Raw genomic sequence first — 13,927 nt, 5'->3', positions numbered from 1 at the left:
TGAAAGTCGCGCGTCCAGAGTCCCCCGAAACACATCGGGCCCCGAAGGGCCCGCCGCATCACTTGTCCATTTTAGAGAGCTTCTGCTGCAACTCGGCCAGCTGCTTCTTGATGGCCGCTAGGTCTTCCTCGCTTTCGCCGTTCGGCTCTTCCTTCTCGGGGCCAGACCAGCTCTTACCCATGTTCCCGGCCATCGCCTTGAGAAAGGCCTCCTGCTGCGCCTGCATCGCCTCGAGCCCCGGGATCTTCGGCATCATGGGGTTCATGTGGCTCATGCTGTCCGCCCATTTGCTCTGGCTCTCGCGGAACATCTCGAAGCTGGCAGCAAGGAACTGCGGCACCGCCGAGGTCGCCTGCGTGGTGTAGCTGCGCACGAGGTCGGTCAGCACGTTGATCGGCAGCACGCTCTCGCCGCGGCTCTCGTGCTCGGCAACGATCTGCAGCAGGTATTGCCGGGTGAGATCATCACCCGACTTCAGATCGACGATCTGCACATCGCGCCCGTCCCGGATGAAACCCGAGATATCCTCGAGCGTCACGTAGTCGCTGGTCTCGGTATTGTAGAGCCGCCTGCTCGCGTAGCGTTTGATGAGCAGCGGTTTTTCCTTGTCAGCCACGATGGACCCTCCCTCCACGCAGAGTTGAGAAAAAGCCTATGCGAGTGCAGAAAAAAAAGAAAAGCATCAGTTTCACTAGCACTTGCCGAGCGCGGGCAGCAATTTTGCTGCGCCGCGGCCCGTAAAATGCTGCGCAGCATCAGCCCCGCGGCGCCGCAGCGAAGATGCGGTCGACGAAGGCCTGGGTGCCACGACAGAACTCCAGCGGCAGCGGGTAGTCCGCCGCGCCCGTCGCCGACCGGTTGAAGGCCTCGACCTGCAGCACGTAATGGTTCTCGGCCGGCCAGCGCCAGGTCCGAGTTTCCAGCCCCGGCCCGTGCAGCTCGAGCCTAGCCTCGCCGAAGACCTGCACATTGAAGGGCACCGGCAGGCGCATCACCGCCCGGGTGCCATGCAGCACGATTTCCTGCCAGGGCGCGGCGCGGGTGGAGACGCGGCCGGTGTAGAGAAATCCCGGGAAACGCGCCATGACATGCGCCGAAGCATCCACCTGGTTCCGCCAATCGATCTCGGCGGCGAGGATCTCGCCCGGCTCCTGCCCGGTGATCAGCCGCACCGAGCCGAAGGCATAGACGCCCACATCGCGCAGCGCGCCGCCCCCGACATCCGCTTGATTGCGGATATTGCCGAGGTCGTCATTGTAGAAACTATGGGTGCTGTCGACCCGCACCAGCTCGCCGATCTCGCCCGCCTGCAAGAGCTCGCGCGCCTTGGCGAACTGCGGGTGATGCGCCACCATCCAGGCCTCGGCCACCAGCTTCCCCGTCGCCTGACGGACAGCAATCAACTCGTCGATCTCCTCGGCTCGCATCGCGATGGGTTTCTCGCAAAGAACGTGCTTGCCGGCCTGCGCGGCCTTGCGCGTCCACTCGGCGTGCAGGCTGTTCGGCAGCGGGATGTAGACCGCGTCGATCTCGGGATCGGCAAGAAGCGCCTCGTAGCTCTCGTGCACCTTCAGCCCCGGGGCAAACTCGGCGAAGGGCGCGGCCTTCTCCGGCGTCGAGGTCGCAATGGCACTCAGCGCACCGCCGCGCGCGGCGTGGATCGCCGGTCCCATGTGGTTCTTGGCGAAATTGGCGGCGCCGAGGATGCCCCATCTGACGTGGTCAGCCATGATCTTGTCCCTTGCTGTGTCGCGCCCGATGGTAGCGCCCGTAGCGCCCCCCCGCAAGCAAAACGCCCGCCGCAGGGCGACGGGCGTTCGTAGGACTTGGCCGGGAGCGGATCAGGCGTCGGTGAGCATCCCCTGCTCCATCGCCAGCTCGCGCATGCGCTTCTGCAGCTTTTCGAAGGCGCGCACCTCGATCTGCCGGATCCGCTCGCGGCTGACGTCGTAGATGCCCGAAAGCTCTTCGAGCGTCACCGCCTGCTCGGCAAGGCGGCGCTGGGTGAGGATGTCCTTCTCGCGATCGTTGAGCACGTCCATCGCCTGCGCCAGCATGGCGCGGCGCGCGTCCATCTCGTCGCGCTCGGCGTAGTCTGCCGCTTGGTCGGCGTCCTCATCCTCGAGCCAGTCCTGCCACTGCATGGACCCTTCGCCCTCGGAGCCGACGGTGGCGTTGAGCGAGGCGTCACCGCCCGACAGGCGCCGGTTCATCGAGATCACCTCGTCCTCGGAGACGCCGAGGTCGGTGGCGATCCTCTCGACATGCTCGGGCCGCAGGTCGCCCTCCTCCAGCGCGCCGATGCGGTTCTTCGCCTTGCGCAGGTTGAAGAAGAGCTTCTTCTGCGCCGAGGTGGTCCCGAGTTTCACCAGGCTCCAGGAGCGCAGGATGTATTCCTGGATCGAGGCACGGATCCACCACATGGCATAGGTTGCCAGGCGGAAGCCCTTTTCGGGATCGAAGCGTTTGACCGCCTGCATCAGCCCGACGTTGGCCTCCGAGATCACCTCGGCCTGCGGCAGGCCGTAGCCACGGTACCCCATGGCGATCTTCGCCGCGAGACGCAGGTGGCTGGTGACCATCTTGTGCGCCGAGGCGGCGTCCTGCTCCTCGACCCAGCGCTTGGCCAGCATGTATTCCTCTTCCGGCTCCAGCAGCGGGAACTTGCGGATCTCCTGCAGGTAACGGCTGAGGCCGGCTTCCGGCGACGGCGCCGGCAGATTCGCGTAGTTGCTCACGTGCCCCTTCCTCCAATGTTATGAGGGTTAACATGCCATATGGGCAGCCCCTCGATGGAATTCAACCACTCCACTGTGCAGGGATGCACCATGGGGTGTTCAAGGTTTTCACGTATTTAACGCATAGTCCCGCTCCGCGGATCCGGATTTCGACGATCTCACGCAGATGCGAAGGATATGTCACTCGCCGCGCAATGTCTGCAGCAGATGCGCCATGTCCGCGGGCAGCTCCGCCTCAAAGCGCAGGTCTTCGCCCGTCACCGGGTGCTCGAACCCCAGAAGCGCGGCATGCAGCGCCTGCCGATCGAAGCGGTCGACCTCAGCCACCACCTGCGGCGGCAGCGCCTTGGCGGCGATCTTGCGGCGCCCGCCGTAGACCGGATCGCCGATGAGCCCGTGCCCGGCATGGGCCATGTGCACGCGGATCTGATGGGTCCGCCCGGTCTCCAGCCGGCATTCCACCAGCGCCAGCGCCGGCGGCGCTCCGAAGGTCTCGAGCACCCGCGCGCGGGTGGTGGCGTGACGCCCCTGCCCGTCGAAGTAGACCGCCTGCTTTTGCCGGTCGGTCTTGTGCCGCGCCAGCCCGGACTGGATGCGGATCACCTCTCCGGGCTCGACCGACACGCCCTTCACCCCGCGCAGCCGCGGATCGGCGGTCGAGGGCACGCCGTGCACCAGCGCGAGATAGGCGCGCTCGGCGCTGTGCTTCTCGAATTGCGCCGCCAGCCCGTGGTGCGCCCGGTCGGATTTGGCCACTACCAGCAGCCCCGAGGTGTCCTTGTCGATCCGATGCACGATGCCCGGCCGCTTCATCCCGCCAACACCCGAGAGCTTGTCGCCGAAGTGGAACAGCAGCGCGTTGACCAGCGTGCCCGTGGGCGTGCCGGGTGCCGGGTGAACCACCATGCCCGCGGGCTTGTTGACCACCACGAGGTCGTCATCCTCCCAGACGATGTCGAGCGGGATGTCCTCGGGGCCGATATGGCTCTCCTCGGCCTGCGGCACGGAGATTTCCAGCACGTCGCCCTCCTCGACCTTCGCCTTGGGATCCGAGAGCACCTCGCCCGCGCGCATCACCGCGCCCTCGGCGATGAGTTTCGCAAGGCGGGTGCGCGACAGCGCGGCTTCCTCTGGCACATCGCGTGCCAGCGCCTTATCAAGACGCGGCGGCGGGGCTTCCCCGATGACGACGCGCAGAGGCTGCTCCATGTCCAATACTCCTGAAGATCCCGAAATCCTGCCCGAACCGGCCAACCTGCGCTTCCTGCGGCGGCTGGTCACGGTGCTCACGGCGGTGATGATCGCAGGGCTTGTAGCCATTGTGTCGCTGATTGTCATCCGCTTCACCGCGGCAACAAAACCTCCCGCACCGCTGCCCGCCGAGATCACCCTGCCCTCCGGCGCGACGGCCTCGGCCTTCACGCAGGGTGGCGACTGGTACGCCGTGGTCACCACGGACAACCAGATCCTGATCTTCGACCGCGCGACTCGGGAACTCCGCCAGACCATTGCGATCACCCCCGCCGACTAATCGCCGACGCGGGTCTTCTTCTAGGCAAAAAATATCCCGGGGAGTCCGCGCCGGCGCGGACGGGGCAGAGCCCCAAACCGGCACCGCACAGGTTAACCGGCGTTCTCGGCCTGTCACATACTGCGAGGGAGGAAGATGGTACCGCCTTCCCGGTTCGAACGGGAGACCTCTTGATCCACAATCAAGCGCTCTAACCTACTGAGCTAAGGCGGCACGCTCGGGGGGAATAACGCCAGCCATTTTCGATTGCAAGCCCCAATCCTGAGTTAAATTGCACGCTCCCAATGCTGCTCGACCAGCGGCACCCCGAAGCTGGTCACAGGTACCGAGGACACAAGGGAAAACCCGTTTTTCAAATAGAGTGCGCAGGCGGCGCGGTGGCTTTCATGGGTCCAGAGCGTCATCCGGGTGTACCCGACGTCACGCGCGAATCCCATGCAGGTTTCCAGCAGGCGCTGCCCAAGACCCCTGCCCCGCGCCTCCGGCAGCAGCAGGAAGAGCCGCAGCTTGGCAAGCGCCTCCCCCTCGCACGCCCCCGCATCGACGCAGAAGATGCTGCCGAGTCGATCCCCACCCTCCCAGGCGATCCAGCCGCCTTCGCGCACCGGGTCATGCTTCGCCTCGAAATCCCGCAGGATGCTCTCCACCAGCGGACCGAAGCTGTCGTCGAAACCCTCGTCGCGGGCGTAGAGCTCGGCGTGCTGACGCACCAGCCAGTCCCGGTCGCCGGGACCGTAGGGCCTCAGCTCGATGGTCTCCTCCGCCGTCTGCAACATGGACATCCCGGCCCCCTCGCTTGCAATATATCCGCCACGGGTCTAAGCCCGCGCAATTCCAGTTTCATGGGGACGATCATGGGGATCAACACCGAACGCGACATCGAAGCCAACCTGCAGATCGGCCCGACCGACCAGGGCATGGTGCGCCTCTACATCTACGCCGGCGATCTCGAGATCCCGATGGACTTCGACCCCGAAGAAGCCGAGGAAATCGCCGAGGAGCTGCGCGCCGCCGCCGCGACCGCGCGCAAGGTCAAGCGCTGAGCCGCCTGCCCTGCTGACATCACCCCCAGGCGTCGAGCCGCGCCTCGGGGTCCCTCAACGCGTGCAGCCGCCGCGCCGCATGGGTGGCAAAGCGCCGGATCAGCGCATTGCGCCGCGCGCCGCTGAGCTTCGCCTCGGGCGCCATGCGCAGGATCTCCGCGTCATAGGCGTCGGCGATGATCAGCCCGGTGCCCTCGGGCAGCAGATCGGTGGGAAACGCCTCGTCCACCGCCCAGAAATAGCGGTCACACCAATCCAGATAGCCTTGCCACTTGCCGTCCGACATGAAGTCGGCACGGCTGCTCTTGCACTCGACCACCCAGATTTCGCCCTTCGGCCCCAGCGCCATCACGTCGACCCGACGGCCGCGCTCGGGAACGAATTCCTCGACCGGCGCGAAGCCGAGGCTGGCCAGGTGACGGCAGACGCCGCGCGCCAGCACCTGGCCGGGCATCATCGGTGTTTCGCTCAGCATGCTCATGCACCCAGTATGAACAATGGGTGAACAAAGACAAGCCGCAGGCCGCTCACTCTTTTTTGCGCCGCCGCAGCGCCTATTTCCTGTCAAATGGTTGCAGGAGGCCCCGCCCATGACAGACGCCCGGACCGACGCCGCGCCGGCCGAGACCGACGACACCCGCTCCGCCCAGTCGAAGACCCGTGGCATCCGCCACGCGCGCGAGCTCGAATCCCACCTCGGCTGGCTCGACACCTTCTCGGGCACGGCGCTCGGCGTGCTCTCGGTGGCCTCGGGCATCTACACCTATCTCGGGGTGTCGTCGCTGCTCGAAGAGGGCGGCGCCTTCACCGTCTTTGCCGCCATCGCCTATTCGGTGGCGGTCTCGGTGGGCATTTTCGTCTTCTGGTCCTACCTGATGCGGCTGTTCCCGGCGATGCGCTCGACCCGGTCGCGCGTCGGGCTGCTGGCGGCCATGGGCCTGGGCTCGCTGGCAATCATCGCCATGTCCTCCTGGCTCAACGCCGCGGCGCTGGCGGGTTCGGCTGCGGTCGAGCAGCACCTCGCCAAGACCGTGCAGGACTACCAGGGCGCGCTGGAGCGCACCCATGAAATCGCGCTCACCGGCCAGTCGCTCGAGCGCGACGTGGCACGGGTGCGGCAGAGCTTCGAGGATCTTTCCGAGCAGGAGGCGCAGGGCTCGCTTTCCGGCCTCGCCGGGCGCGGCGCCGTGTTCCGCGTGCTGCGGCAAAAGGCGGCGGAACTCTCGGCGCTCGAGGCGCAGATCGCCGAGCAGACGCCGCTGGTCGACAGCGCCTTCGCCCAGGGCAACGCCATCCTGTCGCGCATGCGCGCGCTGACCGTCGAGCCAGGGCCGGTGGAGCCGCGCTCGGTGGAATTTTCCGAGGCCGCGGTGGAGCTGCAGGGCCTCATCGCGCAACTCCGCCAGCTCTCGGTCGCACCGCTGGTCGAGCGCGCCGCGCAGGACCTGGCCGCCTCGGTGGTGCTACCAGAGCTCGACGGCCAGAGCGACGCCGACCGCGGCAACCAGGCGGCGACCATCACCTCGGTGCTGGAAGTGCTCGGCCAGCGCGCGACCACGCTGGAGCGCGCCGCGCAGAACGTGCTGGCGCTGCAGCCCGCCGCCGAGGTCACCTACACGCCGGTCTCCGCCGCCGACGCGGTCATCATGTACGCCCGCAATTTCGTGCCCTCCTGGGCCGGGGCCATCGCCATCGACCTGCTGCCTGCGGTGCTTGTGCTGATTCTCGCCGTCACCCATGGTGCGATCCGCCACGGGCGCGAGGGCGCCGAGATCGAGGACACGCTGACCCTCGCCGAGCTGCGCGCCGCGCTGCACGCCATGCGCGATGTCGAGACCACGCTGCACCCGGCGCCCCCTGCCCCGGCATCCGCGCCGGTCCCGGCGACGGAGGAGACCCCCGAGGTCTCCCGTTTTACCGGGCGCACGCCATGAGGCACCTGACCGTCGCCCGCGCCCTCACCGGCGCGCTGGTGCTGCAGATCGCGCTCGGCGCCTTCCTCGTTTGGGGCGACCTGACCAGCAGCGACTTTTCCCTGCCCCGCTTCGGCCCTTCCGCCCCGCGCCTGTCGCAGCCGGTGCAGCCCGGTGACCAGCGACGCACCTTTGCGCCGAACCGCGACCTGCCGCCGCTCTCGCCGCTGCGCGATCCCGGCAAGCTGCCCAACCGGCTGGCGCTGACCCGAAGCGACGGCGCGACATGGCGGCTCGAAGGCACCATCGCCGAGGGCGACGCCGAGCGGATTATCGCCGCGCTCGACGAGGCCGCGCCACTCGAGTCGCTGGTCCTGCAAAGCCCCGGCGGCTCGGTGCCTGACGCGCTTGCCATCGGACGGCACGTTCGACAGATGGGACTTCAGACGCGTATGCTGAAGGGCGAGTTCTGCTACTCCGCCTGCCCCTACCTCCTCGCCTCGGGCACAACCCGGGACATTGCCGAGGGCGCCTCGGTCGGCGTGCACCAGCACTATTTCGGCGAAAGCACGATCCTGCCCGCCTTCATCGCGGTCGAGCAGATCCAGCGCGGCCAGGGCGAGGTTATGGAATACCTCGAGGAAATGGGCATCGATCCGATGCTGCTGCGCCCCGCGCTCGCCACACCCGCCGACCAGATCTACATCCTGCTGCCCGAGGACTTGGCCCGATACAAATTCGTGACGGCGGAAAGCTGACAGACCACCGCTTACCCCTTGTCGAAGGGCCTCTCTGCCACTATCTCCGGCTCAGGCGGGTTCTGACCTTTGCGTGCATGGTTGCATTCCGGTGGCCTTAAGCAATTCCGAGGGAGTTGGCTCTGTCCGGGCCCTGGTCCGGTTACCTGACGCCCACCTGTATATACAGGTCCTCGGGAATGAGATAACCCCACGGAAGGACCGGTTCCCGCCGCTCCCACCCCCAGATGATCGACAGCATGAGCGGTGCGCCCCGCACCGCGCGCATGAGAGCCGCGCATGAAAAAAAGCGCCCCGCGAGGAGGCGCTTCGACTCATTTCATCCGGTCGTCCGCTCAGAGAAGCCGGCGCGGCTTCTGCTCGACGGGGATGCGAACCGGCATCGGCTCGAGCGCCATGCGCTTGCCGCCCGAAGGACGCGAGACATCGCCAGACAGGCGCATCACGGTCATCGCGAATTGCGCGCCGGCAAAGACCAGGCCGTTGAACAGCCACAGGAGAAACACTGCCAGCATGCCCGCGTCGCTATGGGTCACCAGGTGCTGCAGGTTGGCGACGTTCTGCCAGAGCAGCAGCGCGACGAAACCTGCCGACAGGCCGAAGCCGATCGCGCATTGGGTGATGTAGAGGCGGACGAGTTTCGGCATGTGACTCTCCTTCATCAGGTGAATGAAGCGTAGCGGACTCGCACCAAAGCGCAAGACCCGCGGAAACTTCCGCTTCGTCACATTCAGATTTAGGGATGCCGAAGCGAAACGCAAGCCCCGCTGCCGCCAGGGCAGCGGCCACCGGCGCAAAAGGGCCGGTCACGACGCGCGCGACCGGCCCTTTCTTCTAGGTCCAAATATCCCGGGGGAGTCGCGCGCAGCGCGGCGGGGGCAGCGCCCCCTTTCCCGCAAGTCGTCAGAACGCCTCGGGCTTCGCCTCGCGCGCCATGTGGTCGAGCACGGCGTTCACGAACTGCACCTCACGGCCCTCGTTGAAGAAGGCGCGGGCCACGTCGATGAACTCGGTGATCACCACTTTCGGCGGCGTGTCGAGCGCGATCATCTCGGCGCCCGCGGCTCGGAACAGCGCGCGCAGGATCGGGTCGATCCGGTCGATCGGCCATTTCGCCACCAGCGCGCGATCGGTCATCTGGTCGATCTTCGCCTGCCAGTTGACCGCCTCGCCGATGATCTTGCCGAAGAGATCGACGTCCCCGTCCACCAGCTCCACGCCCTCTTCGACTTCCGCGCCGAAGCGGTAGTCGAGGAATTCGCGCATCGTCTTCTCAGCCGTCGTGCCGGAGAGCTCCATCTGGTAGAGCGCCTGCACGGCGTAGAGCCGGGATGCGGATTTCATACGGCGTTTCTGATTGCCGGAGGGAGGGACCGGGGTCGTCATGCGCTATGCTTTCCTTTGGAAGCGCCCGCGATCTGGTATTCATCCTGGGCGGGCACGAATCCCACCCCCTTGCGGGCGCCGCCCCACCTACGGGCCAGCGCGACAAGATGCAAGGCTGCAGCCGCGGCACCGCCGCCCTTGTTCTGGCCGGCCGATTCGGCACGCACCCGCGCCTGCTCGTGGTTCTCAACGGTGAGGATGCCGTTGCCGATGCAGAGCCCCTGCAGGCCGAGCAGCGTCAGCCCGCGCGAGCTGTCGTTGCAGACGGTTTCGTAATGGGTGGTTTCGCCGCGGATCACGCAGCCGAGCGCCACGTAGCCGTCGAAGTTCGACATGCGCTCGGCGATGCCGATGGCGGTCGGCACTTCCAGCGCGCCGGGCACTTCGACGATCTCGTGGAAGCCGCCCGCCGCCTCGATCTCGGCGATGGCGCCGGCGATCAGCTCGTCGGCGATATCCTTGTAGTAGGGCGCGACGACGATGAGGATTTTCACCGGCTTGTCGAACTCGGCGCGCGGCAGGGTGTAATGGGTTTCGCTCGAGGCCATCGTCAGTCTCCGATCTTGCGGGTGCCCACGATCTCGAGCCCGTAGGCCTCGAGCCCGACGACGCGCGGGGTGGGCGAATTGGTCAGCAGCACCATCTTCGACAGGCCGAGCGACGAGAGAATCTGCGCGCCGAGCCCGTATTGACGCAGGGTGCGCGGAGACACGTCGTCATGCAACTCAAGCTTCATCGAGGTGTCACGCAGCAGCACGACCACGCCGCGCCCCTCTTCGGCCACCGCCTGCATCGAGTCGCGGAACTCGTCCGAGCGACCGCCGTGGCCGGTGCCGATGATGTCGAGCATCGGGTCGAGCGCATGCATCCGCACCAGCACCGGCTCGGGGCCGGAAATATCGCCCTTGGTCAGCACGATATGCTCGTCGCCATGGGACTGGTCGGTGTAGATGCGCATGTGCCAGTCGCCGCCGAACTCGGAGCGGATCACCTCCTCGGAGCGCACGCGCACAAGGTTGTCGTGGCGGCGGCGGTAGGCGATGAGATCCGAGATCGTGCCGATCTTCAGCCCGTGCTTCTGGGCAAAGGCCACCAGCTCGGGAAGGCGCGACATGGTGCCGTCCTCGTTCATGATCTCGCAGATCACGCCCGCGGGGTTCAGACCGGCAAGGCGCGAGACGTCCACCGCGGCCTCGGTGTGGCCGGCACGCACCAGCACGCCGCCGTCCTTGGCGCGCAACGGGAAGACGTGGCCCGGGGTGGCGATATCGGCCGCGCCCTTCGAGGCATCGATGGCCACGGCTACGGTCTTGGCCCGGTCGGCAGCGGAGATGCCGGTGGTCACGCCCTCGCGCGCCTCGATCGAGATGGTGAAGGCCGTCTCGTGGCGCGAGGAGTTGTTGACCGACATCAGGTGCAGGCCCAGCTCGTCGATGCGCTTCGAGGTCATCGACAGGCAGATCAGGCCGCGGCCATGGGTGGCCATGAAGTTGATCGCGTCGGGGGTCGCCCATTGCGCCGGGATCACGAGGTCACCCTCGTTCTCGCGGTCCTCGTGGTCGACGAGGATGAACATCCGCCCGTTGCGGGCATCCTCGATGATCTCCTCGACCGAGGAAATCGCGTCTTTCCAGTTTTCTTCAACCGGGCCCGGGTTTTCGTAATCCGCCATGTCGCCTCGCATTTCGTCCCCCGCCAAATAAGACAGGAGGGCAAGAAAGACTAGGCCGGTTTTTGTGCGGCACTGTGCTGCAGCCTGTGCATGGCAGGGCGCGCCGCCTCAGTCGAAAATGTCCTCGAGCAGATCGAAGATCCCCTTGGCGGCCCGCTGCGCCGGAGAGCGCCGTTTCCTGAGGTGCTTCTTCGCCATCTTGCGCGCGGCCTTCTCGACCTTGCGCTGCGTTTTGGAGGGATGCGGCATCGGCCTCGCCTGCGCCGGGGCGGGACCGGTGGCGCCGCGCCCGGTCTCGGACTTGAGGTTCTTCAGCTGGCGCAGCGGCGCCCCGCAGGAGGCGCAGCTGAGTTCATGGCGCTGTGTGCCGTTCAGCACGAGGGCGGCGCGGCTTCCGCAGTAGCAACAGGTGGCAATCGTCTGGACCATGCCCCCGATATGGGTCCGCCGCTGCCGCCCCGCAAGTTCGCCCCCGGATCAGGGCCTTGCGGCGTAGAGGGCCACCGCCGCCGCGTTCGACACGTTGAGCGAGCCGAAACCGCGCGCGAAGTCGATCTTCACCAGTTGGTCGACGGTCTCCTTGGTGCGCTGGCGCAGCCCCGGCCCCTCGGCGCCGAGCACCAGTGCCACGGCGCGATCGCGTTTGCCTTCCATCGCCGTGTCGATGCTGACCTCGGCCTCACCGTCGAGGCCGAGCACGATGTAGCCCATCCCCTGCAGCGCCACGATGGTGTCGGCGAGGTTGCGCTCGCGCAGGTAGGGCTGGCGCTCCAGCGCGCCCGAGGCGGTCTTTGCCAGCGCGCCGGTCTCGGGGGCCGAATGGTGCAGCGTGCCGATCACTGCCTGCGCGCCGAAAACCTCGGCCGAGCGCAGGATTGCCCCGACGTTATGCGGATCGGTCACCCGGTCGAGAACCACCAGACGGGGGGGGCGTATCGCCATCTCCGAGCGCGACATCCTCGAGTCGGCCCCAGTTCAGCGGTTTCACCTCCAGCGCCGCGCCCTGGTGCACGGACTGCGGGTCGAGCGGTGCGCCGAACTTCCGCGGATCGTGGATCTCGGGCTCGATTCCGCCGGCCTCCAGCGCGTCCTCGAGCTTGGTTTTAGCATTTAAAGTCAAGATCAAGCGCAGTTTCTCGCGCTTGGGGTTCATCAGCGCATCACGCACCGCATGCAGGCCGAACAGCCAGACGGTCTCGGCCGCCTTGGCCTTCTTCGACTGTTCCTTCTCGACCACCCATTTCGGTTTCTTGACCATGGCACGCGTCCTTTTTTTCCTGAGCTTCGGTCTCTGCATCGCCCGGTGACGCGCTGCAAGATATTTTCCTGTTGACGACCCTTTTGAGTGCTTGTAGTCAGCGCCCCACGACGCCGGTCATACGGCGCCGCACGCCAGAGACTGGCGGAAAGTGGGCGACAGGCCGCAAGGTGTGGCAGGGGACTGTAACTCCCTCGCGGAGACGCACGCCTGGTTCGATTCCAGGGTCGCCCACCACTTTCCCTCTTCGGAAACATCTCCTTATATATCAAGCTTCCGGCAGTGCGGCAGTCCCGCGCCTCCGAGTGTTGCAGCGCTTGGCCCTTCGGCCTAAGTGCCGTTCTGATATCACGATCCTGCCCTGAGGACCCAGTCCCGCCAATGCTGCGTTACCGCCTGCTCCTGTCCCTCTTCGCGGCCGTCGTGCTGGGCCGCGCCGCGCTCAAGGGCGACTGGGACGGGATTCGCGCGCGGCTCGGCCACGGCAAGGCGCTGCCCGGTGCGCACGTCTGGCTGCACGCCGCTTCGAACGGCGAACTGGCCTCGGCGAAGCCGGTGATCGAAGCGCTGCGCGCCGCGCGGCCCGAGATGAAGCTGCTGGTCACCTGCAACTCCGAGTCGGGTGTGGCGCTGGCGCAAAGCTGGGGGCTCTGCGCGCGACTCGCGCCACTCGACCTCGCGCGCGCCGCAAAGCGCATGCATCGCCGCTGGAACGTGACCAGCCATATCACCATGGAATCCGAGCTCTGGCCGAACCGCCTGCTGAGCTGCCCCGGTCCGGTCTTGGTGCTGGGCGGACGGCTCACCGAGAGCACCGCCAAGGGCTGGCGTCTCTTCGGCGGGTTGCAGGCACGTGTGCTGCGGCGCATCGCCTTCCTGTCGGCGCAGGACCCCGACTCGCGCGACCGCTTCGTCGCCGCCGGGCTGCCCAAGGCGGCGCAGGGGCCAGTGGTCGACCTCAAGGCGCTCTACACCCCGCCCGAGCAGCACGACGCCGCGCTCGAGGCCGAATTCCCCCGCGCCCGCACCTGGCTCGCCGCCTCCACCCACGAGGGCGAGGACGAGACCGTGCTCGCAGCCCATGCCGAAGCGCGGCAACAGGACCCCGGCCTGCGACTGATTCTCGCTCCGCGACACCCGCGCCGGGCCGAGCAGATCGCCCGGCTTGCCGCCGCGCAAGGGCTGAGCTGCGCGCGCCGCAGCCTCGGCGAGTCGCCGAGCGGTGCCGATGTCTATCTCGCCGACACGCTGGGCGAGATGGCGCTCTTCTACCGCCTCGCCGGCCGCGTCTTCATCGCAGGAACGCTGACCGACCGCGGCGGCCATACGCCCTACGAACCCGCGGCCTTTGGCGACGCGCTGATCCACGGCCCCGACGTGCGCAACTTCCGGGTGCCCTTCCGCCTGCTCGACGACGCCGGTGCCGCCCTGCCCATCGAGGATGCCGCGGGCCTTGCCGCCGCGCTGCTTTCGCTGGCCGACGAGAAGTCCCAGCAGCGCGCCGGGGCCGCGGCGGGCGCGCTGCTCGAACCGGAGGCATCGGCAGGCGAACTTGTCTCAGAACTGACACAACATATGGACGCAGCATCCAAATAGGCGCATCCTCCTCGAAAAAGAGCAGGACAACA

16 protein-coding genes, 2 tRNA genes and 1 pseudogene are annotated in these 13,927 nt (G+C 66.9%); 6 read left to right on the top strand and 13 right to left on the bottom strand.

Features of this window, described 5'->3' with window-relative positions:
- Window positions 1–58: 58 nt before the first annotated feature.
- From phaR to CLG85_RS11510, 4 genes are all read right to left on the bottom strand, one after another.
- Complete coding sequence (gene phaR / locus CLG85_RS11525) at window positions 59–616, bottom strand: polyhydroxyalkanoate synthesis repressor PhaR (RefSeq protein ID WP_095883615.1); 558 nt, start codon at window positions 614–616, stop codon at window positions 59–61.
- Window positions 617–755: 139 nt separating this feature from the next.
- On the bottom strand, window positions 756–1,730 hold the full coding sequence (locus tag CLG85_RS11520; RefSeq protein ID WP_095883614.1) for a Gfo/Idh/MocA family protein: 975 nt from the start codon (window positions 1,728–1,730) through the stop codon (window positions 756–758).
- 111 nt (window positions 1,731–1,841) lie between these two features.
- On the bottom strand, window positions 1,842–2,738 hold the full coding sequence (gene rpoH, locus CLG85_RS11515; RefSeq protein WP_095883613.1) for an RNA polymerase sigma factor RpoH: 897 nt from the start codon (window positions 2,736–2,738) through the stop codon (window positions 1,842–1,844).
- A 180-nt stretch (window positions 2,739–2,918) separates the two neighbouring features.
- Window positions 2,919–3,947, bottom strand: coding sequence for an RluA family pseudouridine synthase (locus CLG85_RS11510; RefSeq protein ID WP_260348910.1), 1,029 nt, complete (start codon window positions 3,945–3,947; stop codon window positions 2,919–2,921).
- Between CLG85_RS11510 and CLG85_RS11505 the strand changes: the two genes are divergently transcribed.
- On the top strand, window positions 3,946–4,269 hold the full coding sequence (locus CLG85_RS11505; protein ID WP_095883612.1) for a DUF6476 family protein: 324 nt from the start codon (window positions 3,946–3,948) through the stop codon (window positions 4,267–4,269). The genes CLG85_RS11510 and CLG85_RS11505 overlap by 2 nt on opposite strands.
- A gap of 136 nt (window positions 4,270–4,405) precedes the next feature.
- Here CLG85_RS11505 and CLG85_RS11500 read toward each other — a convergent pair.
- Together CLG85_RS11500 and CLG85_RS11495 are read right to left on the bottom strand one after the other, a co-directional pair.
- Window positions 4,406–4,482 (bottom strand) — tRNA-His (locus CLG85_RS11500).
- A 53-nt stretch (window positions 4,483–4,535) separates the two neighbouring features.
- Complete coding sequence (locus CLG85_RS11495) at window positions 4,536–5,051, bottom strand: GNAT family N-acetyltransferase (RefSeq protein WP_375796916.1); 516 nt, start codon at window positions 5,049–5,051, stop codon at window positions 4,536–4,538.
- A gap of 72 nt (window positions 5,052–5,123) precedes the next feature.
- Here CLG85_RS11495 and CLG85_RS11490 point away from each other — a divergent pair, with 72 nt between their 5' ends.
- On the top strand, window positions 5,124–5,312 hold the full coding sequence (locus CLG85_RS11490; protein ID WP_092424081.1) for a DUF6324 family protein: 189 nt from the start codon (window positions 5,124–5,126) through the stop codon (window positions 5,310–5,312).
- A 19-nt stretch (window positions 5,313–5,331) separates the two neighbouring features.
- Here the strand turns inward: CLG85_RS11490 and CLG85_RS11485 are convergent, their stop codons facing one another.
- The gene (locus tag CLG85_RS11485; protein ID WP_375796915.1) at window positions 5,332–5,787 is read right to left on the bottom strand and encodes an MmcB family DNA repair protein; all 456 of its coding nucleotides are present in this window, start codon (window positions 5,785–5,787) and stop codon (window positions 5,332–5,334) included.
- A gap of 115 nt (window positions 5,788–5,902) precedes the next feature.
- On the opposite strand from CLG85_RS11485, the gene CLG85_RS11480 reads away from it, so the two are divergent.
- Both CLG85_RS11480 and CLG85_RS11475 read left to right on the top strand, forming a co-directional pair.
- Entirely contained in the window at window positions 5,903–7,246 is a 1,344-nt protein-coding gene (locus CLG85_RS11480; RefSeq protein WP_176476680.1) for a hypothetical protein, read from the top strand.
- Complete coding sequence (locus CLG85_RS11475) at window positions 7,243–7,983, top strand: COG3904 family protein (protein WP_095883610.1); 741 nt, start codon at window positions 7,243–7,245, stop codon at window positions 7,981–7,983. Before CLG85_RS11480 ends, CLG85_RS11475 begins: the two co-directional genes overlap by 4 nt.
- 335 nt (window positions 7,984–8,318) lie before the next feature.
- Here the strand turns inward: CLG85_RS11475 and CLG85_RS11470 are convergent, their stop codons facing one another.
- From CLG85_RS11470 to rlmB, 6 genes and pseudogenes are all read right to left on the bottom strand, one after another.
- Window positions 8,319–8,630 carry a hypothetical protein gene (locus CLG85_RS11470; RefSeq protein WP_095883609.1) on the bottom strand — a complete coding sequence of 104 codons (312 nt, stop codon included), beginning with the start codon at window positions 8,628–8,630 and terminating at the stop codon, window positions 8,319–8,321.
- A 256-nt stretch (window positions 8,631–8,886) separates the two neighbouring features.
- Entirely contained in the window at window positions 8,887–9,369 is a 483-nt protein-coding gene (gene nusB / locus CLG85_RS11465; protein WP_095883608.1) for a transcription antitermination factor NusB, read from the bottom strand.
- Window positions 9,366–9,917, bottom strand: coding sequence for a 6,7-dimethyl-8-ribityllumazine synthase (locus tag CLG85_RS11460; RefSeq protein WP_095883607.1), 552 nt, complete (start codon window positions 9,915–9,917; stop codon window positions 9,366–9,368). Before CLG85_RS11460 ends, nusB begins: the two co-directional genes overlap by 4 nt.
- 2 nt (window positions 9,918–9,919) lie before the next feature.
- Window positions 9,920–11,041, bottom strand: a complete 1,122-nt coding sequence (gene ribB, locus CLG85_RS11455) for a 3,4-dihydroxy-2-butanone-4-phosphate synthase (protein ID WP_095883606.1) — start codon at window positions 11,039–11,041, stop codon at window positions 9,920–9,922.
- 108 nt (window positions 11,042–11,149) lie between these two features.
- Complete coding sequence (locus CLG85_RS11450) at window positions 11,150–11,470, bottom strand: hypothetical protein (protein WP_095883605.1); 321 nt, start codon at window positions 11,468–11,470, stop codon at window positions 11,150–11,152.
- 48 nt (window positions 11,471–11,518) lie between these two features.
- Window positions 11,519–12,299, bottom strand: a pseudogene (gene rlmB, locus CLG85_RS11445) (23S rRNA (guanosine(2251)-2'-O)-methyltransferase RlmB).
- 153 nt (window positions 12,300–12,452) lie between these two features.
- Here rlmB and CLG85_RS11440 point away from each other — a divergent pair.
- A tRNA-Tyr gene (locus CLG85_RS11440) sits at window positions 12,453–12,536 on the top strand.
- Window positions 12,537–12,680: 144 nt separating this feature from the next.
- A complete protein-coding gene (locus CLG85_RS11435; protein WP_260348909.1) occupies window positions 12,681–13,895 on the top strand; it encodes a 3-deoxy-D-manno-octulosonic acid transferase in 1,215 nt (404 codons plus the stop codon).
- Window positions 13,896–13,927 lie beyond the last annotated feature (32 nt).

The organism is Alloyangia mangrovi, assembly GCF_002300555.2.
Classification (GTDB): domain Bacteria; phylum Pseudomonadota; class Alphaproteobacteria; order Rhodobacterales; family Rhodobacteraceae; genus Salipiger; species Salipiger mangrovi.
Note: the sequence above shows the minus strand (reverse complement) of the source record. Positions and strands in the feature narration are given on the sequence as shown.